This is a genomic window from Pseudomonas sp. WS 5027 (assembly GCF_012985695.1).
In the GTDB taxonomy this organism is placed as follows: domain Bacteria; phylum Pseudomonadota; class Gammaproteobacteria; order Pseudomonadales; family Pseudomonadaceae; genus Aquipseudomonas; species Aquipseudomonas hygromyciniae.
Genome location: NZ_JAAQWU010000003.1, coordinates 18,392 through 43,696 on the forward strand (window position 1 = coordinate 18,392; position 25,305 = coordinate 43,696).

Sequence of the window (25,305 nt, forward strand, 5' to 3'; positions counted from 1 at the left end):
AATGGCGATTGTAGCGTGTACCTGCCCTTAAAGCTCGAAACGCAACTCAGGCCAGATAGGCGGCGTGCCGCGCTTTTGCGATTCGAGAATCGCCCGGCACAAGGGGCACAGGCGCTGGTCCTGGAAGATCGAACGATCCACAGAGGACCAGCGAGGTTGGGCAGGCAACAATGTGCCGCAGAGCGTGCGATCGATGGTGCCACCCAGTTCCAACTGGCGCGTCACCAGGTGCACCTTCACTTCCTGGCAGGCGAACAAATCCAGCTGCTCGTCGGGCTCGATCAGTTGGTAGGCAAACAGGGACCAGGCAGGACGCGACGACATCGGGGGCTCCAAATCGGGGGCGCCACCTTAGCCGAAAGACCGCTGCTAGAAAAGCGTCATAACAGCGGTTTTAGCGTCGGCCAGACATTTTCCAGCAACTTGGCCTGGGCGCCGACTGCCGGGTGCAGTTGATCAGCCTGCATCATCTGCGGATCGCCCCCCACACCCTCAAGGAAAAACGGCACCAGGGGGACGTTTTTTTCCTTGGCCAACACACCATAGACTTCGGCAAATGCGGTGGTGTATCGCGGGCCATAATTGGGCGGCAACTGCATCCCCAACAGCAACACCTTGGCGCCACCGGCCTTGGACTGGTCAATCATCGACGCAAGATTTTGTTGCAATTGCGCCGGGGGCTGACCGCGCAAGCCGTCGTTCCCCCCCAACTCGATCACCACCACGTCGGGCTTATGCTCTGCAAGCGCCGCCGGCAGCCGCGCCAAGCCTCCGGCACTGGTGTCGCCGCTGATGGAGGCGTTGACCACTTTATCGTCGAAACCCTCCTGCTTGAGGCGTTGCTCCAGCAGTGCGACCCACCCTTTGCTGGTATCCAGGCCGAAACCGGCACTGATACTATCGCCAACGATCAGGACAGTACCCGCCGCTGCGTTCTGGGCCATGCACATCAGGGCCAGGCCAGCACTCAAAAACCATATTCGCATCGGATTCTCCATGGGCGCATGCATTCTCACCGCGCAGAACCTTAGCAAAGTGGTTCCCAGCGCGGAAGGTGAACTGACCATCCTGCACGAACTGAGCCTGGAACTGAACAAGGGCGATAGCCTGGCCATCGTCGGCAGTTCCGGTTCCGGAAAGTCCACGCTCCTTGGCCTGCTGGCCGGGCTCGACCTGCCCAGCAGCGGTGAAGTCACCCTCGCCGGCCAGGCCCTGAGCGTCCTCGACGAAGATCAACGGGCACGTATCCGCGCTGAACACGTCGGCTTTGTGTTCCAGTCGTTCCAGTTGCTCGACAGCCTCAATGCCCTGGAAAACGTCATGCTGCCCCTCGAGCTGGACGGGCGCAAGGACGCCCGCGAACGCGCCAGGCACTTGCTCGAACGGGTCGGTCTGGGCCAGCGCCTGACCCATTCGCCCCGCCAGCTCTCCGGTGGCGAGCAGCAACGCGTGGCGATTGCCCGGGCATTCGCTGCCGAGCCGGACGTGCTGTTTGCCGATGAACCCACCGGCAACCTCGACAGCCACACCGGCGAGCGCATCAGCGACCTGCTGTTTGAGCTCAATAAAGAGAACGGCACCACCCTGGTGCTGGTGACCCACGACGAGCGCCTGGCCCATCGCTGCCGACGCCTGATCCGCCTTGAAGCCGGCCTGATGGTCGAGCCCCTGGAGCCTTGATGGCACGTCTGCCGCTGTTGCGCCTGTTCAGCCTTGCCCTACGCCAGTTATTGCGCGATGCCCGCGCCGGTGAATTGCGCGTGTTGTTCTTCGCCCTGCTGGTGGCTGTGGCCGCCAGCACTGCCATCGGTTATTTCGGGGCGCGGCTCAACGGCGCGATGCTGCTGCGCGCCACCGAGTTCCTCGGCGCCGACCTCGTGCTGGAGGGCAGTTCTCCTGCCCGTCCCGAGCAGGTAACCAGCGGCACGCAACTGGGCCTGGCGCACGCCAGGGTGGTGGAGTTCTCCAGCGTCATCGCCACCGACAACGGCATTCAGCTATCGAGTATCAAGGCAGTCAACGAGCAATACCCTCTTCGCGGCCAACTGAAAAGCGCGGCCGAGCCATTTGCCGAAGAAACCTCGGGCGGCGGGCCGAAAGCCGGCGAGGCCTGGGTCGAAGCACGCCTGCTGACGGCACTGGACCTGAAAGTCGGCGACAGCATCGACGTGGGCATGAAAACCCTGCGCCTGGGCCGGGTCCTTACCTATGAGCCGGATCGAGCCGGCAACTTCTATAGCCTCACCCCACGGGTGATGATCAACCTGGCCGACCTTGAGGCCACCGGCGTAGTCCAGCCCGGCAGCCGGGTCAGCTACCGCGAGCTGTGGCGCGCGCCGCAAGCCAGTACCGCCCTGCAGACCTACCGCGACCAGATAACCCCGGGGCTGGCCGCCAACCAGCGCCTGCAGGACGCACGGGACGGAAACCAACAGATCGGGGGTGCCCTGGGCAAGGCCGAGCGCTACCTGAACATGGCCAGCCTGGTCGCCGTGCTGCTGTCCGGGGTGGCTGTGGCCTTGTCGGCGAACCGCTTTGCCAGCCGCCGCTTCGACGCCAGCGCACTGTTGCGTTGCCTGGGTCTGTCGCGCCGGGAAACCATGCTGTTGTTCAGCCTGCAACTGACTGTCCTAGGCTTGCTGGCCAGCCTCGCTGGTGCGGCACTGGGCTGGCTTGCACAGTTGGGGCTATTTTACCTGTTGCACGATCTGCTGCCGGCAGACGTGCCGCCGGGTGGACTGCTGCCCGCTGTCGCTGGCATCGGTACCGGGCTGGTGGCCCTGGCCGGTTTTGCCCTGCCCCCTCTGGCCGCCCTGGGCCGAGTCCCGCCGCTGCGGGTATTGCGGCGCGACTTGCTGCCGATCCCCTCCAGTACCTGGATGGTGTATGGCGCGGCGTTGTTTGCCCTGGGCCTGATCATGTGGCGCCTGAGCCTGGACCTGGTGCTGACCTTCGCCCTACTGGGCGGTGGGGTTATCGCCGCGCTGATCCTCGGTGGCCTGCTCCTGCTGTTGTTACAAAGCTTGCGCCGCCTGCTGGCGCGCGCCGCCCTGCCCTGGCGCCTGGGTTTGGGCCAGTTGTTACGTCACCCGTTGGCGGCGGCGGGCCAGTCTCTGGCGTTTGGCCTGATCCTGCTATCGATGGGTTTGATCGCCCTGCTGCGTGGCGAGTTACTGGACACCTGGCAGAACCAGTTGCCCAAGGATGCACCCAACTATTTCGCCCTCAACATCCTGCCGGCCGACAAGGACGCCTTCGGTGCCCGCCTGCTTGAACTGCAGGCGCAGGCAGCGCCCTTGTATCCCGTGGTGCCGGGACGCCTGATCAGCATCAACGGCGAGCCGGTCCAGGAAATTGTCAGCAAGGACTCCAGCGGCGATCGCGCGATACAACGGGACTTGAGCCTGACCTGGGCGGCCAACCTGCCCCCGGGCAACACCCTGACATCAGGCACTTGGTGGTCGGATCAGCCGGGCGATGCCATTCCAGGTGTGTCGGTAGAGGCCAAGGTCGCCGACAGCCTCAAGCTCAAACTCAACGATCACCTGATCTTCACCGTTGGCGGAGAAAACCGTGAGGCCAGGGTCACCAGCTTGCGGGAGATCAATTGGGACAACTTCCAACCCAACTTCTTCATGATCTTCCAACCGGGCACCCTCAAGGACCTGCCGGCCACATACTTGACCAGCTTTTATCTGGCCGCCGGCCATGACCAGCAGATCGTCGATCTGTCCCGAGCCTTTCCGGCGGTGACCATCCTGCAGGTCGAGGCGCTGCTTGCCCAATTGCGCAGCATCCTGGCCCAGGTCACGCTGGCCGTGGAATACGTGCTGCTGTTTGTCCTGGCGGCTGGCATGGCGGTGCTGTTCTCCGGCCTTCAGGCCACCCTGGACGAACGCATCCGCCAGGGCGCCTTGTTGCGCGCCCTGGGTGCGGAACGCAGGTTGCTGGTCAAGGCCCGGCGTATCGAGTTCGGGCTACTGGGTGCGGTCAGCGGACTGCTGGCCGCGCTGGGTACCGAACTGGTGACTCTGGTCCTGTATCGCTATGCTTTTGACCTGGTCTGGCACCCTCACCCCTGGCTGCTGGTGCTTCCAGTGATTGGTGCAGTGTTGATTGGCGGTGCCGGGGTATTCGGTACGCGCCGAGCGTTGAACGCCAGCCCGCTGGCGGTATTGCGCGAGGGTTGAAACAAAAACACCGGCTCCCGTTTGGGAGCCGGCGTTCCTACAAGCGCCATCGCCAGCAAGCCGGCGCCTACCTGATGTACTCGATGCCGGTGATCCACCAGCACATTTCGCCGCTTGGTGTCTGCACAATGGCTTCATCATCCACCTCTTTACGCAGCAAGGCCCTGGCCATGGGTGAGTCGATGGAAATGTAGTCCATGCGCTCATAAATCTCGTCATAGCCCACGATTCGAAAACGCTTGGTTTCCCCCTGCTCGTTCTCGATATCCACCCAAGCCCCGAAGAACACCTTGCCCTCCTGCTCGGGCATGTATTCCACCACCCGCATATCTTCCAGGCGCTTGCGCAGGTAACGCACCCGGCGATCGATTTCGCGCAGCAGCTTCTTGTTGTACTGGTAGTCGGCGTTCTCGCTGCGATCTCCCAGCGACGCTGCCCAAGTCACTTTGCGCGTGGTATCAGGACGCTTTTCTCGCCACAGGTAATCAAGCTCTTTCTTCAGCGCTTCATGACCTTCTTTGGTAATCAGCTTGGTACTCAAAAGCGTCACATCCCTCGGAAATTTCCATTGGTTCAGACCACTGCCGCATCCGCAAAAGATGCACTGGCTGCCTGACGGCAACCGGTCGGCCTTGATCATAAATGAACGCCAGAAAGTATCCAGGCCTGATTCCCCTGGTCAATCGGGACCAGGTACATTGCCCGCATCCACGCCGCGCTGCCGGTCGATCTTTTCTGCAGGAAACAAGGTTGCGTCCAGGCGATACAACAACGCCTTCAGATCGCCCCTTAGGCCCGATAACTGCCCCATGTTGCTCGCCAGTTGCTCAGCCTGTTGCTGGGTTGCCCGATCCAGCGCCTGCAGCCTGAACGATTCATCTTCGATCTCACGCGCCCAACCCTCCAGGCGGCGTTGCTCTGCCTGCTGCAACTGCGCCTCCCGGGCCTGGTGCTCTTCACGCCCCTTCAACGCCAGGGTTCTTTGCTGCAAGTCAGTCTCCAGCGCCGCCAACTGTTGATTGGCCTGCTCCAGTGCGTTTTTTTCCCGTAGCAACTGACTTCTCTGCTGCTCAAGTTCCTCCTGCTGCTCAAACGCCGCGCGCTTCTGTTGCGTCAACTCTTGCGCCACACGGGCAAGGTTGGTCAGCGTGGTATCCACTTCAAGCAGGGACGCCTGATCCGGCACTACGGCTGGCGGGACGACTTCGGGTGGTGCCACAGTCTCCTGCACTCGCGGAGCAGGTTGCTGGGGCTGCGACGTCTTTGGCGCAGTAGGTAATGGCTCAACAGCCGTTAACGCCGGCAAAACTACCGTCGGCTCCTCGTCCGGCTCCGGCGCCACAGTCTCAGCAAGACTTGCCGTACTGGGTGGCGACACCATTTTTGACGAGAAGCGAATGGACGGCACAATCAGCTCGGCGCTCTCAATCGCAGGCAGGCCAATGACTGAAGTCCCCAGGGTGATCACCTTCATCACCAATACCTTCTTGATCATCAGCGAGTGGTGATCCTCTGGCCTCGCCGTCGGTAGCTTGCTGCCCTTCAAATCAATGAAGTGATAAGGCACCTGCGACTCCGAGCCATTGCCATCCTTGACCCCGGATGCGGTGGCCAGAGTGATGATCTGTTTGAGGACGCTCATCGCCAGTTGCAGGTTGTCCTTGGACTCGATACCTCCAAGAAAATACCGCTCGGCCTTTTTGCGCAATGCAGCGATATAGACACGTGAGCTCCCGGGCTCGACCTCTTCGTCCAGGCTATAGACAAGAAAGTTCGCAGCGATTTGCGGCACCGCAAAGCAACAGAGCAATGCACCGTTAACCGGGGAATCATGACCAGAATGTTCAAGAACAAGAGTACGTAGAAGCATCATCAGTATCGGACTCCATTACGGCAGTACTTCATATACACGCCATCTATCAAATCAAAATCAACACTTCACCAAGAGCAACACAATTGTTTCAGCGAGTGATTGAGGCACATGTAGGACTTACCTTATTCCAGCGTTTCAGCGTTTCCAATCGCCCCTATTGAACGTACCATTTTTTAACAAAACCGCACCTTAAACACTTGATCAACACTTTTTCACCCACGACCTTCGGCCATTTTCAACCTGAAAAACAGGCTTATGGAGCCACTGCATACTCCGCATGCCCCGGCAAACAACCAAGTAGAAAAGTCCAATGATCGAAATAACAAATCTAACAAAAAAAACCGGACGGACAATGGCCATTGACAACTTGACGTTTAGCGCTAGCCCCCGCGAATGTCTAGGATTGTTTGGACATGATGGCGCAGGCAAAAGCACATTACTCAAATTGCTTTCAGGCGCTATTCCGGTAACTTCCGGCACGATAAAAATATATGGCACGGATATCTCCATCCATCCCATAAAGGCGAAAAAAACAATAGGTTATCAACCTGAATCGGCACTCGGCCACGGCAACATGACAGTCAAGAACTTCCTGGGTTTCATGGCCGAGATACGCGGACTGCGTGGCCTGGAAAAACGCAAGATGGTTGATCGGGCAATCACCCGCCTGGAGCTCTGGCGAGTACTTGACTCACCTATCGCAACCCTTCCTCAAGGGCACCAGCGCAAAGTGGCGCTGGCCCAAGCCATCCTGCATGACCCCAGACTGCTGTTACTCGATGAGCCCACCGCTGGCCTGGATCCTCTGCAAAAACAAAAGGTCGGGACGCTCATCCAGTCCCTGGCCGAAGACATGACGGTCATCGTCGCCTCACGCAATCCCGAAGAGTTCTCCTGTATCTGTCAGCGGGCGCTGGTTATAGCCGAGGGAAGATTGCTGGCCGATGCCCCCATCAGCGAGCTACAGCGCAGTTCGCACCATTACCAGGCAATCACTCTGGCCGCCGATACCCCCCTGGACCTGCTGGCACTGGCCGTGCTCCCGGGAGTGGCTGGCATCGAAGAACACCGGCATGCCGCCGGCAGCGTGACCGTGCTCGCGATGCCGGGGCAAATCATCTATCCACACGTCAATGCCCTGGTTGCCAACCGTCGCTGGAAGATCAACACCCTGAGCCTTGAGCCGGGGCGCCTGAGCGATGTCATCCACCATTTGAGCCAGGAGGCACTCAATTGAAACGTCTACCCGTGATATTCAAGCGGCAACTGAGCAGTTACTTATCGAACCCGACTACTTACTTTGGTATCGCGATCTTCTTGATTGCCAACACCGTGCTCGGCTTGCATGTAGGAAACTTCTTGGAAGACACTCAGGAAAACTTACACGCGTTTTTTCAGTTCCATCCTTGGCTTTATCTTTTTTTCATTCCTTTTATTTCAACACTGCTTTGGGCGAACGAGCACAAAGACGATGCATTCTACTTTACAAGCACACTGCCAGTATCTGCCTTCGAGCTGACACTGGGCAAATTTTTGGCCGCCTGGACCCTCTGCGCGTTAACGATTTTATTGAACTTCCCGCTGATCATTACCATAAACTACCTGGGCATAGCGGAGTATTCGACCATGCTGGCCCAGTTCATCGGGAGTTGGCTACTGGCAGGTGCTTATCTTTCATTCGCCTGCCTGATCTGTGTGCTGGCCTACAATCGCCTTATTATTTTCACCATCACACTCGCGCTACTGTTGGCAGTAAGCACGTTATCGCTAGTACTGGATATGTTGGACCATCAGGCACCCATCTGGGTAATCGACAGTTTAATTTCACTCAACCCACAGATACGTTTCAGCGCGATAGATAGTGGCCTTCTGACGCTGCACGACACGTTGTACTTCATAAGCATGATCATTGCGTTCCTCACCGCGACCACCCTTACTTTAAATTTCAGGAAAAGCTGAGAAAGGAAATCCCCATGAGGAACCTCATGCACTTCGGCATGACGTTGATCGTCATTGCCCTGCTTTTTCTTGCCTTCAATCTGGTTTGGGCACTGAAGCTGCCCAATTATCGTCTGGACCTCTCAGAGAAAAAAATCCATACCCTGTCGCCTTCGACGCAGGCCCTGCTCGCGGGGCTTGAAAGCCCCATGGACGTATATTTTTTCAACGCCAGCCACGCCAGTAAAAGTGAAGCATTGAAAAGCCATGGCGCGTACATCGCCCTGCTGCTCAAGGCCTATGAAAGCGCATCAAAGGGCAACGTTACGCTGCACCTGATTGACCCTGAACCCTTTTCAGAGGAGGAGTACAAGGCAGAGTCATTGGGCCTGGATAGAAAGCAGGGGCTATTTGGGCTCATCGGTACCCGTGCCAACCATGAACCTCAGAAAATCCAACGATTCGACCCGGCCCAGGCGAACTTCCTGGAGTATGAGATCAGCCACTTGATCCACAATGTCGCACGCCAGGAACAGCCAGTAATCGGCCTGATCTCCGGAATAACCGTGGACGGCAGCCGGGATGAACGCAATCAGCAAATCGCACCACCATGGCAGTTGCTCAAGGAACTGCGCGGTCAGTTCAATCTGATGAGCCTGGGCAGCGACATTTCGCGCATCCCCGGGCACGTCAAGACCTTGATGGTGGTCCAGCCCGCTCGACTACCGGAACAGGCCCTTTTTGCCATTGATCAATTTGTCCTGGCAGGGGGCAAGTTGATGATGTTTATCGACCCCCTGGATGATCCGGGCTCAACCACCGAGAACCCAGGCCAGCAAAGCCTGCTCACCGCATGGGGCGTACAGATTCCGGCGAACCAGGTATTGGCAGACAGCCTTTATGCAACGCCGGTAGTAGTCGCGAGTGGCCAAGCACCCGTACGCCATCCTGGGGCGCTGACCCTCCCCCGGGAGGCAATGGCGCAGCACGATATCAGCACCTGGGGCGTTGACAGGGTAACGCTGTTGAATTCCGGTACGCTCATGCCCCTGAAAAAAAGCCGCACCACCTTCACTCCGTTGCTCCAGAGCTCAGGGCGAGCCTATACGTTCGATGGCGCACGCTTCGCCCAACAGGATGGATTCGACTCCATGCTCAGCGAGGCCTCCATTCGCGGCCGGCCGAATGTGATCGCAGCACGGATACAGGGCCCCGCCTATTCCGCCTTTCCTGACGGCATCAATGGCCAGAAAGCGACGTTGCAAAAGGCCGCCAATATCCATGTGGTACTGGTTGCCGACACTGACGTGCTCAGTGACCGCGTCTGGCTGGCCGCACGCACTGCCGATGGACAACAAGCGCAGCGCCCGGGCAATGCCAGGTTTGTCTTCAATACCCTGGATAACCTGGCGGCGCCTGACACACTAAGCGCTATCAGCCCTCGCGCGAGCGACGCGCAACAGCCAGGGTTGCTGGACAAAATGCGCAACGAAGCTGCGCAGTCCTACCGGAAAAAAGCCAGCCTCCTGGAGCAACGCCTGGATCAGGCCGAAAAGGAATGGCAGACGCTGAACACGCCGTCATCAATGCTGGGGAGCCAGGCCCTCTCCTCCAACACGCTGCTGCAGGCGCTTAACAAAGAACGCCTGCGCCTGCGCATGGAGCTTCACACCCTGGAAAAGGAAGCCTACAAGGACGTCCGACAGTTGGAACACACCGTGGCACTGCTCACTATCATCCCTGTTCCGTTGATAGTGAGCCTGCTAGGGCTGGGGGTTCTCATGTCGCACCGTCGTCGCCAACATCCACCTGCCGCAGCATTCTATTGAGTGTCGCGGTCAGCGACGGGTAATCAAGCCCTGGCGTGCCACGCGGGTCAGGTGTCGGATGAACTCACCGGCATCTTCGGCGTTGGGCGCCTGGATCACCGCCAGGTCAAAGCTGTCCGTGGCAAAGCGCGCCAGGGACTCGCCGTCTTCGACAAACTGGATCAGGAAGGCCGAAGGACGACCAGTACGGCGGGGCCAGCCATCCAGGTACCGCAACAGCGTCGGCTGGTGCTTGCCGCCAAGGAGGATCTTAGGGTTGCGCTGAGTGAGGCCCGCAGTGATCGGGGCCAGGCGTACAAGAGGTCGTAGTGCATTCATCGTGTCGTGTCTCTGCCTCAAAAGTCTGCGGGCAGGTGAGAGGCAACACCGAACCAGCGCTTTAGCGGTATTTCGAAACCTGGAGCAGGCTTCTGTCGGGACTGCAACGAGTCCCTGTGGCGCCCCGCAATTAGCTGTTTAAATCGGCGCATGCAGCATCCTAGAGAAGCCGGTGGGGCGGTGTCAAGAATCCCGTACAACGAAAAAGGCCCGCACAGGGCGGGCCTTTAACACGTGTGCAGCAAGATCAATTGGCGATGGCGCGGTCGGCAGACAGCTTGCCAGCACCTTCGAACAGGACCGCCACAGTGCCGCCCAGCAGTGCCAGGGCGAACTCATAGCCGTTGTTGGCCATGAACAAACCGTTGCTGATATGCACCGAGAAAATCGCCACCAGCGAGACAATGGTCAAACCCAGCGCCGCTGGGCGTGCCAGCAAGCCAATGATCAGCGCCAGGCCAGCAAAGAATTCAGTGCCGCCCGACAACAGGGCCATCAGCGTACCCGGTGCCAGGCCGATGCTCTCCATCCACTGCGCCGTCCCCGCCAGGCCGCCACCGCCGAACCAGCCAAAGAGTTTTTGCGAACCGTGGGCGGCAAAAATGATGCCGACGAAAATCCGCAAGACAGTCAAGCCAAAGCCTGCACGGGTGGACAGAACGTTTTTGATCATTGGGCTCATGTAGATAATCCTTTTCGATGATGGGGTGGGTTGGCCGCTATATTAATCAGTTTAAAGAATGATAAAAGCCGAAAAAAGCGCTAATCAATATCGATAAATTAGATTATTTGCGTGAGGCGACCTTGGACGTCACCGGTTCCAGGGAGTCCCGTTCCCGATCAAAGGCCAAGTAGTACTTGTTCACGCTATTAACATAGCTGACGCCGCCCATTCCGACCTGCTCCATGGCGATGCGCTCCACCTGGAAGAACCACTGATTGGGGTTCAAACCCCGGCGCCTGGCCTCGGCGCGCATGCCCTGCACCCGTTCCGGGCCCATGTTGTAGGCGGCCAGGACGAACGCCATACGTTCGCGCTCGTTGAGCTTGGGGCTGGCGAAGAACTTGCGGCGAATCAGGGCCAGGTAGCGCGCCCCCGCCTGCACATTGCTGTCCAGGGTCTGGATATTGTTGACCCCTACCCGCTGGGCGGCCGAAGGGGTGATCTGCATCAGGCCCGTCGGCCCACTGCCACTTTTCGCGGCGGGGTTGAAGGACGACTCCTTGAAGGCCAGGGCCGCCAGGTTCAGCCAGTCCATGCCTTGTTCGCGGGCATGCTTTTGCAGGACCGGGCGCAGTTTTTCCAAGCGCTGACGATCAGCCCGCGCCAAGGGGTAGCGCACCTGATAGAGGCGCCGATAGATACGCTGGAAAGCTACATCCTGGTCTGACGGGGTCGTGTAGGTTTTCAGGAAGCGGTCGATGCTGGCCCGCAGCATCGACGCATCCTGGCGCACAAACCAGTACTCCTCGCCCGGCTCGCTGATCGCTACTTGCTTGTCGAAACGCAACTTGGGCAGGATCTTCGACCAGCGCTCGGCAATCGGGCGCTCGACAATGGTCAAGTGGAAGATCCCGGCCTGGACCATCTCCAGCACATCTTCCACCGCCAGGCTGGGGTCCACCCATTCCACCTTGACCGGCGGCAGCTTGCGCAGCGCCAGCTTCTGGTTGATCTGATTGACCGCCTCCCCCGCTGCGCTGCCCGTGGTCAGGGCCAGGGTGCGCCCGGAGAGTTGTTCCAACCGGGTAAACCGCCGCTCGCCCTTGAGACCCACCAGCCACAGCGGCACGTCACTGGCAATCGGGTCACTGCTGCTGATCTTGTGGGCAGCCGTCGCATCCAGTAGCTCACCGGGCGCCACCAGGTCGCCTTCGCCACGGGCCAACGCGCCCAACAACTGATCCTTGGCCTTGGGAATGATCTTGAGGTTGATTTCCTGGCCATCGCGGGCCCGGCCATTGAGGTAGTGCTCGAAGGCCCGCAGGCGATGGTACTCGACACCAATTGACTGGCCCTGGACTTCACCGGAACTGTTGCGACTCTGGTTGACCAGCACGCGCAACGTGCGGCTGCTGCGGATTTCGGCCAGGTCGCGGACCTTGCCCGGCTTGGTCACTTCCAGCGGCCCGTCCAGGCGCGCAACCGCCGCGTTGGGCAGCAGTAGCGTCAGGCATACCATGAGCAATGCCGAGGGTCGGATCATCCGCTCTCCGGAAAGAACAAGGCCCCATGCATCGCGAAAAACGCCACATTGGGGGACAGAAACAGAGCGCCAGAGGCGCAGACTTTGGGCGCAAGGGTGTCACAGCAGCAGGCCATCGGCCAACCACGGTGTTACTTGCGACGTTCAAAGACAGCGATAACTCGTTGTAGTTCTTGGCTTTTCTTATAAATCTACAGCTCTGATAGACTTTCCGGCCGCAGGCGGAGATAGCACCATGCAACTCATTGATATTGGCGTCAACCTGACCAACCCCAGTTTCGACGACAAACACCAGGCCGTGCTCGACCGCGCCTATGCCGCCGGCGTGGGCCAACTGGTCGTCACCGGCACCAGCGTGCCCGGCAGCGAACAAGCCCTGGACCTGTGCCAGCGCTGGGATCCAAGCGCCCGACGATTGTTCTGCACCGCAGGCATTCACCCCCATAGCGCCAGCGACTGGAACGCCGACAGTGCACGGCAACTGCGCGACCTGCTCAGCCAGGACCGGGTGCGGGCCGTGGGTGAATGCGGGCTGGACTTCAACCGTGATTTCTCACCCCGCCCCCAGCAGGAAAAAGTCCTCGAAGCCCACCTGGCATTGGCCGTCGAATTGCAGTTGCCGGTGTTTCTCCATGAACGGGACGCCAACCAGCGCCTGCTGGAGATCCTGCGCGACTACCGTGATCAACTGCCCGCCGCGGTGGTGCACTGCTTCACTGGCGAACAACGTGCGCTGTTCAGCTACCTCGATCTGGACCTGCATATCGGTATCACCGGCTGGATCTGTGACGAACGCCGTGGCACGCACCTGCACCCGCTGGTCCGGGAAATCCCCCGGGGCCGCCTGATGCTGGAAAGCGACGCGCCCTACCTCCTACCGCGCACCCTACGGCCCAAACCGAAGAACGGGCGCAATGAGCCAGCCTACCTGCCGGAGGTGTTGCGCGAAGTAGCCCTGCACCGCGAAGAAAGCCTGGAAGACCTGGCCCAACACAGCTCCGCCTGCGCCCGTGGGTTTTTCGGCCTGCCTGCGTTGGATTGACGCGGTGCATTGACCCATATCAACACCCATTTTCCGGATAGCGGCACAATAATGGCACCTTGCCAATACTGTTTCCGCTATCAGAGAAAACCTTCCATGGGTGCCTGGCTTAGCAATATCTCGCTGAAGTACAAATTCTGGGCCGTGAATGCGGTCGCTTTCATCACCACACTGCTGCTGGTGCTGTATGCCGTGCACCTTGAGCAACAGGCTCGCAGCCATGCCTCCCAAGCCTCGGCACAAGCCCAGGGCCGCTTGCTCGGCGCGTGGCCGGCCGGGCAACCGCTGCCCAAGGACGAGCACTGGCTGGTGTTCCAGCGGGGCCTGGCTCCCGAACTGGCAGACCAGGACCTGTCCGCCCTCAGCGAGGCCCAAGGCTGGGTCGAGTTAAACCCTATGCCGCTGTTCGGCGAAAACCCGTTGCTGGGCGCCGAAGTCATCTCCCGCGCCGACGGCCAGCAAATCGCCGTGCTGGCTTATGCGCCGAGCCTGAGCCAGGTGTTTACCGAACGCTTCACCAACTATGCAGTGGCGGTGCTGATCCTGATGCTGGCGATGCTTTGCGCCTCGCAACTGCTGATCCGCTTTTTGCTCGCCCAACTCAACACCTTGAAAGACGTGATGCTGCACGTCGAGAAAACCGGCGACCTCTCGGCCCGCGTGCCCCTGGCGTGCAAGGATGAGGTCGGGCAGATGGCCAGTGCCTTCAACGCCATGCAGGCCGGCTACCAGCGCGTGGTGAGCACCGTGGCGCGCACCGCCAAACTGCTCGACGACGGCGCCGCACGCCTGGCCAGCAGCATGAATGAGGTCCAGCACGGCATGCTCGGCCAGCAAAGCGAGACTGACCAGGCAGCCACCGCGATCAATGAAATGACCGCCACCGTGTACCACATTGCCCAGCACGCCGGCGCCACGCGGGACCTGTCCCAGACCGCCGACACCCTGGCCGGCAGCGGCCAGGAAGTAGTGACCCGGGTCCAGCGTTCGATTGCCGGGTTGTCCACCGGCGTACAACAAACCGCCGAGATGATCCAGAAGCTGGCCGAGGACAGTCAGAAGATCAATGGCGTGGTCGGGGTGATCCATAGCATCGCCGAACAGACCAACCTGCTGGCCCTCAACGCTGCCATCGAAGCCGCCCGCGCCGGGGAGATGGGCCGCGGCTTTGCCGTGGTGGCCGATGAAGTGCGCAACCTGGCCAAGCGCGTGCAAAGCTCCACCGATGAGATCACGCGCATGGTCTCGGCCCTGCAGGCCGGCACCCGGGATGCGGTGGACTTTATGCAGGAAAGCTCGTTCAAGGCCGATGACTGCGTGCAACAGGCCCAGGAAGCCGGCGCCTCACTCGCTGAAATCACCAGCGCCGTGGCGCAGATGCGCGAGAGCAACACACAGATTGCGGTCGCCGCCGAACAGCAGAGCCATGTAGCCGAAGAGATGAACCGCGCGGTGGTGAGCATCCGCGATGTCACGGAAAACACCGTGCAACAGACCGTGGACTCAGCGACCACCAGCAACGAACTGGCAACCCTGGCCGGAGAGTTGAGCAAGGCCATCGGCCAACTGAAGTTGTGAAGTTGGCTGCCGATCCGTCAGCGCACGCCGCTGACGGATCCCATCAAAACGCTATAACCCCCATAGCCAACCCCAATTCGCCGCCCCTGCCTGCCCAACCTAAACTCTGTTCATCGTGTTTCAACGGACAGAGGATTTTCAACATGGGCAAACGTCACCCCAATCTCCCGGCCTGGCAATGGCGCGTCTACCCGCAGAACCATCAGCACCCGACCAATCTGGTATTGCACCTGATTGCCGTGCCGCTGTTCATCGTCGGGTTTCTGCTGATTGTGTCCGGCGTGTTCAGCCTGAGCCTGGCCAGTTTTGCCATCGGTGTAGTCGGCGTACTCGCCGGCCTTGCCCTGCAGCGCCATGGCCATAGCCTGGAAGCCCAGGCCAGCGAGCCGTTCAGTGATCGTAAGGATGCGGTGCAGCGCCTGGTGGTCGAGCAGTTCGTGACCTTTCCGCGCTTTGTGCTCAGCGGTGGCTGGTGGCAAGCCTGGCGTCAGCGCCACCGCCACTGAAGCTGGCTCAGGCGAAGACCACCACGGTCTGACGGCTGATGGCGATCAACTGACCGTCAGGCCCCCACAACATCGCAGCGGCATGGCCGTAGCCATCGCGGGCATGCTCGATCTCGACGTGGTACTGGCACCAATCCAGGGTCGTCAACTGCGCCAGGGGCTGGAGGAATTCGATGGTCCAGGTCAAGGTGCTGCCCGCCGCCGGTCTCTTGAGATGCGGGAGCAAGGCCGGAGGCCAGGCATCCACCAGCGCGAGGATATGCGCTTCAGTCAAAGGCTCCTCCTTCACATCCCCCCGCAAACGCACCCAACCGCCCATCTCCCGGGATTTGTTACCGGTGAACGGCAAGCCGCCGACGCTCCAGCGCATCGCCAGATGGCGCATGAACTCAGGCGTCACCCCTTTGATATAGGGCAGCTCCTGGCATTCGTCCCAATGCTTGAAGGTTGGCGCGGGCAAGGCCGGCACGTCGATTTCCGAAGGCCGTGATGCGCCAAAGCTGGCCTGGGTCAGGGTCATCACTTCACCGCCCTGCACCACCCGCCCCAGCAACTGGCTGACCGCCTTGCCTTCGCGTAGCACTTGCACTTGATAGCTGGCAGATACGTCGGGCGCCACCGGCCCCACAAATGTCACGGCCAACGAGCGCAACGGGCGGTCTGCTGGTACCTGGGCGCGCAACGCTTCGTATTGCAAGGCGGCAACCAGGCCGCCAAACGTGGCGCGGCCCTGGGCCCATTGCGCCGGGATAGACACGTCCAACGGGTTATTACGGGCGGCGTCGAGCAAATCACTAAAGCGCATGGCGACCTCATATCAAGAAAATCGATGAGCGATCTTAACCAGCGCACCCGCCCGGCACAGCACTTATTCCGGCCAAATACCCAGACAGATAAGCCGCAGGCTCAGAAACAATCCGCCGCCAACTTGTCGAGTACCCGATCCGCCTTGCCTTCGGCCTGAGCCATGGTGCGCTGCCAAACCGCGACACAGGGCTGCAGATCTGCCTGGTGCTCGGCTTGCGCCAGCCATTGCCAGCAGTCGTGCCAATCCCCCAGCGCACCCTGGGCAGACTTGAGACGGGACACGGCCTTGGCCGGCACCTTGCCCAATTGCGGATAAGCTTCGGCCGCGTAGCGCACGCGCTTGATCAACAAGCGCAGGCGATGACGGTCGTGATCGGGATCGTGCAATGCCACCTCGAGCGCCTGCCATTGCTTGGCCAGGCGCTTTTCGATACGGATGCGCAGGCCCTTGAGCAGTTTTTGCTGCTGGGACGCGCGGATAAATCGGGGGAAGGCTTCCATGATGCGCAGTAGTTGCGCCAGTTCCGGGCTTTGCGCCACGTCTTTGTAGGTCTGCGGCTGCTGGCGCAGACGACGGGCCGCTGCGTCATGATAGCCGTGCTGCTGCAGATAGGCCGCCAGCACCTCACGGTCGCGCAGCGGCGTGGTCAATTGACCGACTGCGCTGGCGGCTGCTTCCAGTTGCTCGACGCCAGGCAGTCCGCGCAAGGGGCGCAACAGGCTGCGCAGACGCCGCACCGTGGTGCGCAGGTCGTGCAGCGCTTCGTCATCGGTAACCGCCGCCAAGCGCGCCTGACAACTCAACAATCCGACTTCCAGGCCTATGACCTGGGCGACTAACTGATCCACCAACGCCGACATGCTGCTTCCCCTGTTAAACAACGTCCATGCACCTGCGCAAAACAGGTGCCTGGAACCACCTTAACCACTCCCCCGGCATGTTGCGCTGACTCGGATCAACGCCCGGCGCGCGACTCACGGATATAGAAACGGGCTTTTTCCGCTTTACTGGCGCACCCTTCGAACGCTTCGAATTGTTGCTGGGTCTTGGCACCGGTCAACAACGACAGGGCCTTGGAATAGCTGACCGTCCCGGCGAAACCTTCAGCCTTGGCCAAATCCAGCTCGTGCCACGCGGCATCCAACTGGCTGCCACAGCTATCGCGATAGGCCGTTTTGCCGGCACAACCGGCCAGGGCCAACACAATCACAGGCAAACACATCCAGGCTTTCATCAATGACACCTCAAGAAAAGAAAACAGTCGTGGGATGTAGACGTTGCCTACATCGAAAAGTGCCTTATCACACAGCCTGAAATGCCCAGCGCCGATAGCCAAAGCATACCCGAGCAAATAGCTCGACTTACGAAATTTATCGCTCTGGTCAGCAAGGATTGAAGCCACCCCCTGCTTGGGTGCATTGTGGACAGCTGTTTTGCGAAGGATCCGATTATGAAAAAACGCGTTGCATTGGTCCTTGGCTCCGGTGGAGCGAGGGGTTACGCCCATATCGGGGTGATCGAAGAGATCGAAAAACGCGGCTATGAAATCGCCTGTATCGCTGGCTGTTCCATGGGCGCGGTGGTGGGTGGGATCTATGCGGCAGGCAAGCTGCAGGACTACCGGAACTGGATCGAAAGCCTGGATTATCTGGACGTTCTGCGCCTGGTGGATGTGAGTTTTCGCCTAGGCGCGATACGCGGCGAAAAGGTCTTCGGGCAGATCCGCAAGATCGTCGGCGAGATCAATATCGAAGACCTGCGCATTCCTTACACCGCGGTCGCCACCGACCTGACCAACCAACAGGAAATCTGGTTCCAGGAAGGCTGCCTGCACCAGGCCATGCGCGCCTCGGCGGCGATTCCCAGCCTGTTTACCCCGGTGATGCAGGGCAACCGCATGCTGGTGGACGGCGGCCTGCTCAACCCGCTGCCAATTGTCCCGGTGGTGTCGAGCCATTGCGACTTGATCATTGCGGTCAACCTGAACTCCACCAACCAGAAGCATTACAAACTGCCGGTGATCCAGCGCCCACCAGCATTCAAAAGCCGCTTCGACAACCTGGTGCGTTCGCTGGGCTCGCACCTGCCGTTTCGGCGCAAGCAGGCCGAGCAACTGCTGTTGCTGGAACAGGAAGCGCTGCAGGCGCAAGCCGCCGATATCAACCCCTGGCTCGAAGGCGCCGAGCCCGAAGCCCAGCAACCGGCCGCCGCCCCAGAGTCCGCCGGTGCGCCGAAATCCGCTACCGGTTCGTTCATCATCGACAACGTGGGGCCGGCGTCGCTGCTGGATTTGATCAACCAGAGTTTCGAGGTGATGCAGACGTCATTGGCCCAGTACAAGATCGCGGGCTACCCGCCGGATGTGCTGATCAACGTGCCCAAGCGCGTGTGCCGGTTTTTCGAGTTCTACAAGGCGCCGGAATTGATCGCCCTGGGGCGCGAGATTGCCAGTGATACGTTGGATCGGTATGAGAGTGAGCAGGGTTGAGATCTTTGCTGGGGCTTGGGGCCCTATCGCGGGCAAGCCCGCTCCCACATTTAGATTTGTGAATGCATTCAAAAGGTGGGAGCGGGCTTGCCCGCGATGAGCATCGGTATCTACACAACTTTGCCGCAACACCTAAATCCAGGCAGATAGCGCAGTTGTGGCGAGCGGGCTTGCCCCGCGCTGGGCTGCGAAGCAGCCCCAAAACCAGCCGCTGCGGTGTATCTGGTACAACGCATTCGGCTTATTGGGGCTGCTTCGCAGCCCAGCGCGGGCGATGCGGCGTTCCGACAAGCCCGCTCGCCACAATCCCTCAGCCCTCAGCCCTCAGACCTCAGCCCCCAACAACCGATACCCCACCCCCGCCTCGGTCACGATAAAGCGCGGCTGGGTCGGGTCATCCGCCAGTTTCTGGCGCAAGTGCCCCACCACAATACGCAGGTAGTGGCTGTCTTCGGTATGGGTCGGGCCCCAGATATCCTTGAGCAACTGCTGCTGGGTAATCACCCGGCCGGGATAGCGCGCCAGTTGCGCCAGCACCGCGTATTCCTTGCGGGTCAGGGCCACGTCGACACCGTCCAGCAACACCCGCCGATAGGCCAGGTCCACCGTCAGCGGGCCAAACTGCAGCGCCGCCTGTTGGGCTTCTCCAGCAGGCGCCTGGCGTAACAACGCACGGACCCGGGCCAGGAACTCCTGGATGCCAAATGGCTTAGTCACGTAGTCGTTGGCGCCACCGTCCAGCGCTTGGACCTTCTGCCCTTCACTGGCACGAACCGACAACACCAGCACCGGGGCCGCCGACCATTCGCGCAACTCGCGCAGTACTTGTTGGCCGTCCATGTCCGGCAAGCCCAGGTCCAGCACCAGCAGGTCCGGCTTGCTCAAGGCCGCCTGGGCCAGCCCTTCGGCGCCGGTCCCGGCCTCAATTACCTTGTAGCCCTGGGAGGCCAGGCTGATGCGCAAGAACTTGCGGATCTGCGGCTCGTCATCAATGACCAAAATCGTCGCAGTCTGGCTCATGGTGTTCCGTCACAATCGCTGAAAAAAATTAAGAGTAGCGCACCTGATATCACGCTTCACTGTCCAGGCTCGGCTGGGTCTGCAATGGCAGGAACAACGTGATGCAAGTACCCCGCCCGTCGATGCCCTCGGCCACGCTGATATGCCCGCCGTGGGCACCAACCATGCCCTGGCAGATTGCCAAACCTAGCCCGGTGCCCTGCCCGCCACGGTCGCCGCGGGCGGCGGTGTAGAACATATCGAAAATCTTCGCCCGCTCCTCTTCGGGAATCCCCGGGCCTTCGTCACTGACCGAGAAAAACAACGCCTGCTGCGCCACACCGGCACGCAGTTGCAGACGACCATGGGGCGGTGAAAAACGCGCGGCGTTTTCCAGCACATTGACCAGGGCCTGCTCGATCAAGGCGGCATGCACATAAAGCAGCGGCAACTCGGGCGGCACATCGGTACTGACCTGCAACGGCGCCAATACCGCACGCAAACGGCCGAGGGAGCTGCCGACGATATCGGCGGGCGATACCCAGTCCCGCGCCAGCTTCAGCGCACCATGGCCCAGGCGGGTCATGTCCAGCAGGTTTTGGATATAGCGGTCCAGGCGCTCGGCTTCGTCGCGGGTGCCTTCGAGCAGCTCACGGCGATCTTCCAGGGGAATCGCTTCGCCCAGGGCCAGCAGGCTGTCGATGCTGCCGCGCATGGAGGTCAGCGGCGTGCGCAGGTCATGGGAGACCGAAGCGAGCAAGGCACTGCGCAGTTGCTCGGTTTCGCCATGCAAACGGGCTGCCTCCAGGTTCTGCGCCAACTGGGCACGGGCCAGCGCCTGGGCCAACGGCTGGCTCAAGGCCGTGAGCAGGCGCCGACGTTGACCGCTGAGTTCCAGGCCAGGCTTGGGGCTGACGCCGAGCAAACCCAATGGACCATTTTCAGCGGACAACGGCCACCACCACCAACGCCCAAACGGCAAGGTTCCGGTGCCCATGCCCGCCGGCTGGTCGTGTTGCCAGGCCCAGTCGGCGGCGGCACGTTCGGCCTCGGTGAAGGTGATCGGCCCACCGGTCTCGACCTTCCACTCACTGGGCCCGTCGCGATTGACCAGGCACAGCTGCAAATCGCTCCAGCCCTGCAGATGATGGGCCGCAGCGCTAATCACCGCCTGGCGGTCGGTGGCGGCGGTGAGTTTGCGCGACAGGTCGAGCAGCTCGCTGGTTTCTTCCTGGGTGTCACGCAGAGCCTGCAGTTGCCGGCGCTGGCGAGCAGCCAGGTTGCCGGTCAGCGCCGCCATCAGCAGGAAAAACAACAGCGTCAGCACATCTTCTTCACGCTGGATGGCGAAGGAAAAATTCGGCGGAATAAACAAAAAGTCATAGGTCATGAACGACAGCGCCGCACAGGCCAGTGCCGGGCCCAGGCTGCTGCGAACCGCCACCAGCAGCACCGCCGCAAGGAACACCAGGGAGATGTTGGGCAGCGGCAGGATACTCGACACACCCCACGCCAATGCACTGGCCAGCACGGTTGCCAGCAGCGCCAGGGCGTAGTCGAACCACACCAGGCCCCGCACCTCGGGCAAGCGAGGCGGCACCGGCGTTTCATCGCTGTCGAGCACGTTGATTTCCAGGCCTCGGGCATTGCGCAACAAGCGCGCCGCCAAGCCGCCGCCGAACAGTCGACGCCGCCAGCGCGGGCGCGACTGCCCCACCAACACCAGGCTGGCACGGCGTTCGGCCGCGTGCTGGATCAGGGTCTTGGCCACTTCGCCGGCACGCAGCAACACCACTTCGCCGCCCAGGCGCTCAGCCAGTTGCTGGGCGTTTTGCAGGCGCAGCCGCGACTGCTCGTCACGTACCCGACCGTTGTCCACATGCACCAGGCTCCAAGGCAAATGCCGACGCTGGGCCACACGGCTGGCGTGGCGCACCAGGCGCTCGGCCTCGGCATCGCCATCCACCCCCACCAACAGACGACCGCGCACCGTCGGCGCGGCCTGGCCCAGTTGCCGGTAGCCCTGGGCCAGATCGTCATCGACGTGGGCGGCGGCGGTCTGCATTGCCAACTCGCGCAGGGCCATGAGGTTGGTCTGGGTAAAGAATGCATCGATGGCGGCGCGCGCCTGTTCCGGCACGTAGACCTTGCCGTCGCGCAGGCGCTCCAGCAACTCGCGGGATGGCAGGTCGATCAGCAGCAGCTCATCGGCTTCCTGCAACACCCAGTCCGGCAGGGTTTCGCGCACTTGCACACCGGTGATGCCGCGCACCTGATCGTTGAGGCTTTCCAGGTGCTGGACGTTGACCGTCGTGAACACGTTGATGCCGGCGGAGAGCAGTTCCTGGATGTCCTGCCAGCGCTTTTCATGGCGGCTGCCCGGGGCGTTGCTGTGGGCCAGTTCGTCTACCAGCACCAGCCTGGGTTTGCTGGCGAGCAAGCCGTCGAGGTCCATCTCTTCGAGCATTACCCCACGGTATTCAGAGCGCAGCAGCGGTTGCTGGGGCAGGCCACTGAGCAAGGCCTCGGTCTCGGCGCGACCATGGGTCTCGACCACCCCAGCCACCACTTTGACGCCCTGGCGCAGTTGGGTGTGGGCCGCCTGGAGCATGGCGTAGGTCTTGCCCACGCCCGGCGCGGCACCAAGAAATACTTTGAGCCGGCCACGGCCGTGCTTGGGTAGGTCGGCTAGGAGGGCATCGGCGCGGCCGGAGTCACTCATGGGAACAGGTCTCTCAAGGTCAATAGAGCCACTGTAGGAGCGAGCTTGCTCGCGAAGCACTCAAGTACACCGCGCTCATCCTGGATAAGCGCGGCGCCCTCAGGTTTTTCGCGAGCAAGCTCGCTCCTACAGGGAGTTACAGCTTTTCCAGCGCCATGTTCAGCGCCAGTACATTCACCACCGGCGGCCCCACCAGCGGCTGCTCGATATGCTCGTCCATCAAACGCTCCAGGGTCGCCACCGGTAGCTGGCGTGCCGCCGCTACCCGCGCCAGTTGATAGGCAATTGCCTGCGGTGGCAAGTGCGGATCAAGACCACTGCCGGAGGTCGTCAACAGCGCCAGAGGCACGGGCCCTTGGCCTGGCACCTGGATTTTGCCAGCGTCGTCAAACACCCGCGTCGCCAGCGCCGGGTTGCTTGGGCCCAGGTTGCTGGCACTGCTGGAGACGGTGGCGAACGCACCTGCCGACGGCCGCGAGTGGAACCAGCGCTCGCCGGTAAATTCCTGGGCAATCAGGCTTGAACCCCGCACCTTGCCTTCAGCATCGCGTACCAGGCTGCCATTGGCCTGATCGGGAAAGGCCACCTGGGCGACGCCGGTCACTACCAGCGGATAGGCCACGCCAGTGATCAGGGTCATCAATACCAACAGGCTTATGGCCGGACGGATCATGTTGGACATTTCAGCTTCCTCAATTCAATCGTGACCTTGCAGGAGCCGGCTCCTGCAAGGGTTGGGTCAGACCAGATGCAGCGCAGTCAGCAGCATGTCGATCGCCTTGATCCCGGCGAACGGCACCAGAAGCCCGCCCACGCCATAGATCAGCAGGTTGCGCCGCAGCAACGCCGCCGCACTCGCCGCCTGCACCCGCACACCGCGCAGCGCCAAAGGAATGAGCACCACGATGATCAGCGCGTTGAACACAATGGCCGACAGAATCGCGCTCTGCGGACTGCTCAGGTGCATCACGTTGAGTACGCCCAGTTGCGGGTAGATCGAGGCGAACAGTGCCGGCAGGATCGCGAAGTACTTGGCCACGTCGTTGGCGATGGAAAAGGTCGTCAGCGCGCCCCGGGTCACCAGCAATTCCTTGCCGATCTGCACCACGTCCAGCAGCTTGGTCGGATCGCTGTCGAGGTCGACCATGTTCGCCGCCTCGCGGGCCGCCTGGGTCCCGTCATTCATCGCCATGCCCACGTCCGCCTGGGCCAGGGCCGGGGCGTCGTTGGCACCGTCGCCACACATGGCCACCAGGCGCCCGTCGTTCTGCTCATGGCGGATGCGCGCCAGTTTCTTCTCTGGCGTGGCCTCTGCCAGCACATCATCCACACCGGCTTCGGCGGCAATGGCGGCGGCGGTCAAGGGGTTGTCGCCGGTCACCATCACCGTGCGGATCCCCAGCTTGCGCAGCTCGGCAAAGCGTTCGCGAATACCGGGCTTGACCACGTCCTTGAGGTGGATCGCCCCCAGCAATTTGCCATCGGCACATACCAGCAACGGGGTGCCGCCACTCTGGGCGATCTTGTCGATTTCCCGGGACAGCGCCGGCAACAGGTCCTGGCGTTGCAGACCGATAAACGCCAGCAGCGAATCAACAGCGCCTTTACGGTAGACGCGGCCTTGATAGTCCACACCGGACAAGCGCGTTTCGGCACTGAACGGCACGCCCGTCAGCTCTTGTACCGAGGGCTCGGTGTACGGATGCAGGGCACGCAGGTATTCGACGATGGATTTGCCTTCCGCCGTATCGTCTGCCAGCGAGGCCAGCAGCGCGCCTTCGGCCAACTCCTTGCCGTTGACGCCGGGCGCGGCATAGATGCCAGCGCAGCGGCGGTTACCGAAGGTGATGGTGCCGGTCTTGTCCAGCAACAGCACGTGCACGTCCCCCGCCGCTTCCACGGCGCGCCCGGACTTGGCGATCACATTGAGGCGCACCAGGCGATCCATGCCGGCGATGCCGATGGCCGATAGCAGGCCACCGATGGTGGTGGGAATCAGCGTGACCAGCAGCGCCACCAGGAACACCAAGGGCAGGCTGCCATTGGCGAAATGGGCGAACGGCTGCAAGGTCACGACCACCAGCAGGAAGATCAGGGTCAAGCCGATCAGTAGGATGTCCAACGCCACTTCGTTGGGGGTTTTCTGGCGCTTGGCGCCTTCGACCAGAGCGATCATGCGGTCCAGGGTCGACTCGCCGGGGTTGGCGGTGATGCGAATCACCAGCCAGTCCGAGACCAACCGGGTATTGCCGGTGACCGCCGAGCGATCGCCGCCGGATTCGCGGATGACCGGCGCGGACTCACCGGTGATCGCCGCTTCGTTGACCGCCGCGATACCTTCGATGACTTCGCCGTCACCGGGGATCATTTCCCCGGCCGCTACCCGCACCACATCGCCTTTGCGCAGGCTGGTGGCAGGCACCACCTTGAAGCTGCCATCGGCCTCCTGGCGCCGCGCACTCAAGCCCTCACTGCCGGCCTTGAGGCTATCGGCGCGGGCCTTGCCACGGCCCTCGGCCAGGGCTTCGGCGAAGTTGGCGAACAGCACGGTGAACCACAGCCACAGGGCAATCTGCACCGCGACAAAGGTCGGCACGCTGCTGTCCGGCACCAGGCACAGCACGGTGGTGAGGATTGCGGTCAGCTCGACCACCAGCATCACCGGCGAACGCTTCAACTGGCGCGGGTCCAGTTTGACGAACGCCTGGACCAGTGCGGGGCGCCACAGGGCCGAGATCGCGGTCTTGGCCGACTCCTGGGTCTTGGCCGGAGCGGCATTGTTTACAGGCATATTCATGTTCATACCC

General features: G+C 61.2%; 23 protein-coding genes. 9 read left to right on the forward strand and 14 right to left on the reverse strand.

Features of this window, described 5'->3' with window-relative positions; translation table 11 throughout:
* Positions 1 to 27: 27 nt before the first annotated feature.
* Together HBO09_RS05095 and HBO09_RS05100 are read right to left on the reverse strand one after the other, a co-directional pair.
* Positions 28 to 324, reverse strand: coding sequence for a hypothetical protein (locus HBO09_RS05095; protein WP_029297976.1), 297 nt, complete (start codon positions 322 to 324; stop codon positions 28 to 30).
* 56 nt (positions 325 to 380) lie between these two features.
* Positions 381 to 986, reverse strand: coding sequence for an arylesterase (locus HBO09_RS05100; RefSeq protein WP_169996742.1), 606 nt, complete (start codon positions 984 to 986; stop codon positions 381 to 383).
* A gap of 10 nt (positions 987 to 996) precedes the next feature.
* Between HBO09_RS05100 and HBO09_RS05105 the strand changes: the two genes are divergently transcribed.
* Both HBO09_RS05105 and HBO09_RS05110 read left to right on the forward strand, forming a co-directional pair.
* Complete coding sequence (locus HBO09_RS05105) at positions 997 to 1,680, forward strand: ABC transporter ATP-binding protein (protein WP_029297972.1); 684 nt, start codon at positions 997 to 999, stop codon at positions 1,678 to 1,680.
* Positions 1,680 to 4,190 carry an ABC transporter permease gene (locus HBO09_RS05110; protein ID WP_169996739.1) on the forward strand — a complete coding sequence of 837 codons (2,511 nt, stop codon included), beginning with the start codon at positions 1,680 to 1,682 and terminating at the stop codon, positions 4,188 to 4,190. Before HBO09_RS05105 ends, HBO09_RS05110 begins: the two co-directional genes overlap by 1 nt.
* A gap of 67 nt (positions 4,191 to 4,257) precedes the next feature.
* On the opposite strand, the gene greB is transcribed toward HBO09_RS05110, so the two are convergent.
* Positions 4,258 to 4,731: a transcription elongation factor GreB gene (greB, locus tag HBO09_RS05115; RefSeq protein ID WP_169996778.1), complete on the reverse strand. Its 474-nt coding sequence runs from the start codon at positions 4,729 to 4,731 to the stop codon at positions 4,258 to 4,260.
* Positions 4,732 to 4,869: 138 nt separating this feature from the next.
* Positions 4,870 to 6,063, reverse strand: a complete 1,194-nt coding sequence (locus HBO09_RS05120; RefSeq protein ID WP_169996737.1) for a hypothetical protein — start codon at positions 6,061 to 6,063, stop codon at positions 4,870 to 4,872.
* A gap of 310 nt (positions 6,064 to 6,373) precedes the next feature.
* On the opposite strand from HBO09_RS05120, the gene HBO09_RS05125 reads away from it, so the two are divergent.
* The 3 genes from HBO09_RS05125 to HBO09_RS05135 are packed head-to-tail and all read left to right on the forward strand — an operon-like array spanning position 6,374 to position 9,830.
* Complete coding sequence (locus HBO09_RS05125) at positions 6,374 to 7,300, forward strand: ABC transporter ATP-binding protein (RefSeq protein WP_169996734.1); 927 nt, start codon at positions 6,374 to 6,376, stop codon at positions 7,298 to 7,300.
* The gene (locus HBO09_RS05130) at positions 7,297 to 8,022 is read left to right on the forward strand and encodes an ABC transporter permease (RefSeq protein WP_169996732.1); all 726 of its coding nucleotides are present in this window, start codon (positions 7,297 to 7,299) and stop codon (positions 8,020 to 8,022) included. The genes HBO09_RS05125 and HBO09_RS05130 overlap by 4 nt, the downstream gene beginning before the upstream one ends.
* A 26-nt stretch (positions 8,023 to 8,048) precedes the next feature.
* A complete protein-coding gene (locus HBO09_RS05135; RefSeq protein WP_262381180.1) occupies positions 8,049 to 9,830 on the forward strand; it encodes a Gldg family protein in 1,782 nt (593 codons plus the stop codon).
* Between the two features lie 9 nt (positions 9,831 to 9,839).
* On the opposite strand, the gene HBO09_RS05140 is transcribed toward HBO09_RS05135, so the two are convergent.
* The 3 genes from HBO09_RS05140 to HBO09_RS05150 form a co-directional block, all read right to left on the reverse strand.
* Positions 9,840 to 10,148 (reverse strand): class I SAM-dependent methyltransferase, encoded by a 309-nt coding sequence (locus tag HBO09_RS05140; protein WP_169996727.1) that lies wholly within the window; start codon positions 10,146 to 10,148, stop codon positions 9,840 to 9,842.
* A 247-nt stretch (positions 10,149 to 10,395) separates the two neighbouring features.
* Positions 10,396 to 10,830 (reverse strand): DoxX family protein, encoded by a 435-nt coding sequence (locus tag HBO09_RS05145; protein WP_169996725.1) that lies wholly within the window; start codon positions 10,828 to 10,830, stop codon positions 10,396 to 10,398.
* 103 nt (positions 10,831 to 10,933) lie between these two features.
* Entirely contained in the window at positions 10,934 to 12,355 is a 1,422-nt protein-coding gene (locus HBO09_RS05150) for a transglycosylase SLT domain-containing protein (protein ID WP_169996723.1), read from the reverse strand.
* Between the two features lie 235 nt (positions 12,356 to 12,590).
* Between HBO09_RS05150 and HBO09_RS05155 the strand changes: the two genes are divergently transcribed.
* The 3 genes from HBO09_RS05155 to HBO09_RS05165 all read left to right on the forward strand — a co-directional run bounded on the left by HBO09_RS05155 (position 12,591) and on the right by HBO09_RS05165 (position 15,481).
* Positions 12,591 to 13,397 (forward strand): TatD family hydrolase, encoded by an 807-nt coding sequence (locus HBO09_RS05155; protein WP_169996721.1) that lies wholly within the window; start codon positions 12,591 to 12,593, stop codon positions 13,395 to 13,397.
* Positions 13,398 to 13,493: 96 nt separating this feature from the next.
* Positions 13,494 to 14,975 (forward strand): methyl-accepting chemotaxis protein, encoded by a 1,482-nt coding sequence (locus tag HBO09_RS05160; protein ID WP_169996719.1) that lies wholly within the window; start codon positions 13,494 to 13,496, stop codon positions 14,973 to 14,975.
* Positions 14,976 to 15,118: 143 nt separating this feature from the next.
* Entirely contained in the window at positions 15,119 to 15,481 is a 363-nt protein-coding gene (locus tag HBO09_RS05165) for an Mpo1-like protein (RefSeq protein ID WP_169996717.1), read from the forward strand.
* A 7-nt stretch (positions 15,482 to 15,488) separates the two neighbouring features.
* Here HBO09_RS05165 and HBO09_RS05170 read toward each other — a convergent pair whose 3' ends face one another.
* The 3 genes from HBO09_RS05170 to HBO09_RS05180 form a co-directional block, all read right to left on the reverse strand.
* Positions 15,489 to 16,286, reverse strand: coding sequence for an acyl-CoA thioesterase domain-containing protein (locus HBO09_RS05170; protein ID WP_169996715.1), 798 nt, complete (start codon positions 16,284 to 16,286; stop codon positions 15,489 to 15,491).
* 101 nt (positions 16,287 to 16,387) lie between these two features.
* Positions 16,388 to 17,149 (reverse strand): CHAD domain-containing protein, encoded by a 762-nt coding sequence (locus HBO09_RS05175; RefSeq protein WP_169996713.1) that lies wholly within the window; start codon positions 17,147 to 17,149, stop codon positions 16,388 to 16,390.
* Positions 17,150 to 17,244: 95 nt separating this feature from the next.
* Positions 17,245 to 17,523 (reverse strand): hypothetical protein, encoded by a 279-nt coding sequence (locus tag HBO09_RS05180; protein WP_029300795.1) that lies wholly within the window; start codon positions 17,521 to 17,523, stop codon positions 17,245 to 17,247.
* A 216-nt stretch (positions 17,524 to 17,739) separates the two neighbouring features.
* Between HBO09_RS05180 and HBO09_RS05185 the strand changes: the two genes are divergently transcribed.
* Positions 17,740 to 18,777, forward strand: a complete 1,038-nt coding sequence (locus tag HBO09_RS05185) for a patatin-like phospholipase family protein (RefSeq protein WP_169996711.1) — start codon at positions 17,740 to 17,742, stop codon at positions 18,775 to 18,777.
* A 324-nt stretch (positions 18,778 to 19,101) separates the two neighbouring features.
* Here the strand turns inward: HBO09_RS05185 and HBO09_RS05190 are convergent, their stop codons facing one another.
* The 4 genes from HBO09_RS05190 to kdpB all read right to left on the reverse strand — a co-directional run bounded on the left by HBO09_RS05190 (position 19,102) and on the right by kdpB (position 25,301).
* Positions 19,102 to 19,797 (reverse strand): response regulator, encoded by a 696-nt coding sequence (locus HBO09_RS05190; protein WP_169996709.1) that lies wholly within the window; start codon positions 19,795 to 19,797, stop codon positions 19,102 to 19,104.
* Between the two features lie 49 nt (positions 19,798 to 19,846).
* Positions 19,847 to 22,498, reverse strand: a complete 2,652-nt coding sequence (locus HBO09_RS05195) for a sensor histidine kinase KdpD (protein WP_169996707.1) — start codon at positions 22,496 to 22,498, stop codon at positions 19,847 to 19,849.
* Between the two features lie 136 nt (positions 22,499 to 22,634).
* The gene (gene kdpC / locus HBO09_RS05200) at positions 22,635 to 23,180 is read right to left on the reverse strand and encodes a potassium-transporting ATPase subunit KdpC (RefSeq protein ID WP_169996705.1); all 546 of its coding nucleotides are present in this window, start codon (positions 23,178 to 23,180) and stop codon (positions 22,635 to 22,637) included.
* A 57-nt stretch (positions 23,181 to 23,237) separates the two neighbouring features.
* The gene (kdpB, locus tag HBO09_RS05205; protein ID WP_169996703.1) at positions 23,238 to 25,301 is read right to left on the reverse strand and encodes a potassium-transporting ATPase subunit KdpB; all 2,064 of its coding nucleotides are present in this window, start codon (positions 25,299 to 25,301) and stop codon (positions 23,238 to 23,240) included.
* Positions 25,302 to 25,305 lie beyond the last annotated feature (4 nt).

Excerpts from the sequence above, each read along its gene's own strand:
- HBO09_RS05180 (WP_029300795.1), bottom strand. The coding sequence starts at position 17,523 with ATGAAAGCCTGGATGTGTTTGCCTGTGATTGTGTTGGCCCTGGCCGGT.
- HBO09_RS05160 (WP_169996719.1), top strand. The coding sequence starts at position 13,494 with ATGGGTGCCTGGCTTAGCAATATCTCGCTGAAGTACAAATTCTGGGCC.
- HBO09_RS05170 (WP_169996715.1), bottom strand. The coding sequence starts at position 16,286 with ATGCGCTTTAGTGATTTGCTCGACGCCGCCCGTAATAACCCGTTGGAC.
- HBO09_RS05145 (WP_169996725.1), bottom strand. The coding sequence starts at position 10,830 with ATGAGCCCAATGATCAAAAACGTTCTGTCCACCCGTGCAGGCTTTGGC.
- HBO09_RS05125 (WP_169996734.1), top strand. The coding sequence starts at position 6,374 with ATGATCGAAATAACAAATCTAACAAAAAAAACCGGACGGACAATGGCC.
- HBO09_RS05105 (WP_029297972.1), top strand. The coding sequence starts at position 997 with ATGGGCGCATGCATTCTCACCGCGCAGAACCTTAGCAAAGTGGTTCCC.
- HBO09_RS05120 (WP_169996737.1), bottom strand. The coding sequence starts at position 6,063 with ATGATGCTTCTACGTACTCTTGTTCTTGAACATTCTGGTCATGATTCC.
- HBO09_RS05185 (WP_169996711.1), top strand. The coding sequence starts at position 17,740 with ATGAAAAAACGCGTTGCATTGGTCCTTGGCTCCGGTGGAGCGAGGGGT.
- kdpC (WP_169996705.1), bottom strand. The coding sequence starts at position 23,180 with ATGTCCAACATGATCCGTCCGGCCATAAGCCTGTTGGTATTGATGACC.
- kdpB (WP_169996703.1), bottom strand. The coding sequence starts at position 25,301 with ATGAACATGAATATGCCTGTAAACAATGCCGCTCCGGCCAAGACCCAG.
- HBO09_RS05195 (WP_169996707.1), bottom strand. The coding sequence starts at position 22,498 with ATGAGTGACTCCGGCCGCGCCGATGCCCTCCTAGCCGACCTACCCAAG.
- HBO09_RS05175 (WP_169996713.1), bottom strand. The coding sequence starts at position 17,149 with ATGTCGGCGTTGGTGGATCAGTTAGTCGCCCAGGTCATAGGCCTGGAA.
- HBO09_RS05165 (WP_169996717.1), top strand. The coding sequence starts at position 15,119 with ATGGGCAAACGTCACCCCAATCTCCCGGCCTGGCAATGGCGCGTCTAC.
- HBO09_RS05150 (WP_169996723.1), bottom strand. The coding sequence starts at position 12,355 with ATGATCCGACCCTCGGCATTGCTCATGGTATGCCTGACGCTACTGCTG.
- HBO09_RS05100 (WP_169996742.1), bottom strand. The coding sequence starts at position 986 with ATGCGAATATGGTTTTTGAGTGCTGGCCTGGCCCTGATGTGCATGGCC.
- HBO09_RS05190 (WP_169996709.1), bottom strand. The coding sequence starts at position 19,797 with ATGAGCCAGACTGCGACGATTTTGGTCATTGATGACGAGCCGCAGATC.
- HBO09_RS05110 (WP_169996739.1), top strand. The coding sequence starts at position 1,680 with ATGGCACGTCTGCCGCTGTTGCGCCTGTTCAGCCTTGCCCTACGCCAG.
- HBO09_RS05135 (WP_262381180.1), top strand. The coding sequence starts at position 8,049 with ATGCACTTCGGCATGACGTTGATCGTCATTGCCCTGCTTTTTCTTGCC.
- HBO09_RS05095 (WP_029297976.1), bottom strand. The coding sequence starts at position 324 with ATGTCGTCGCGTCCTGCCTGGTCCCTGTTTGCCTACCAACTGATCGAG.
- HBO09_RS05155 (WP_169996721.1), top strand. The coding sequence starts at position 12,591 with ATGCAACTCATTGATATTGGCGTCAACCTGACCAACCCCAGTTTCGAC.
- HBO09_RS05140 (WP_169996727.1), bottom strand. The coding sequence starts at position 10,148 with ATGAATGCACTACGACCTCTTGTACGCCTGGCCCCGATCACTGCGGGC.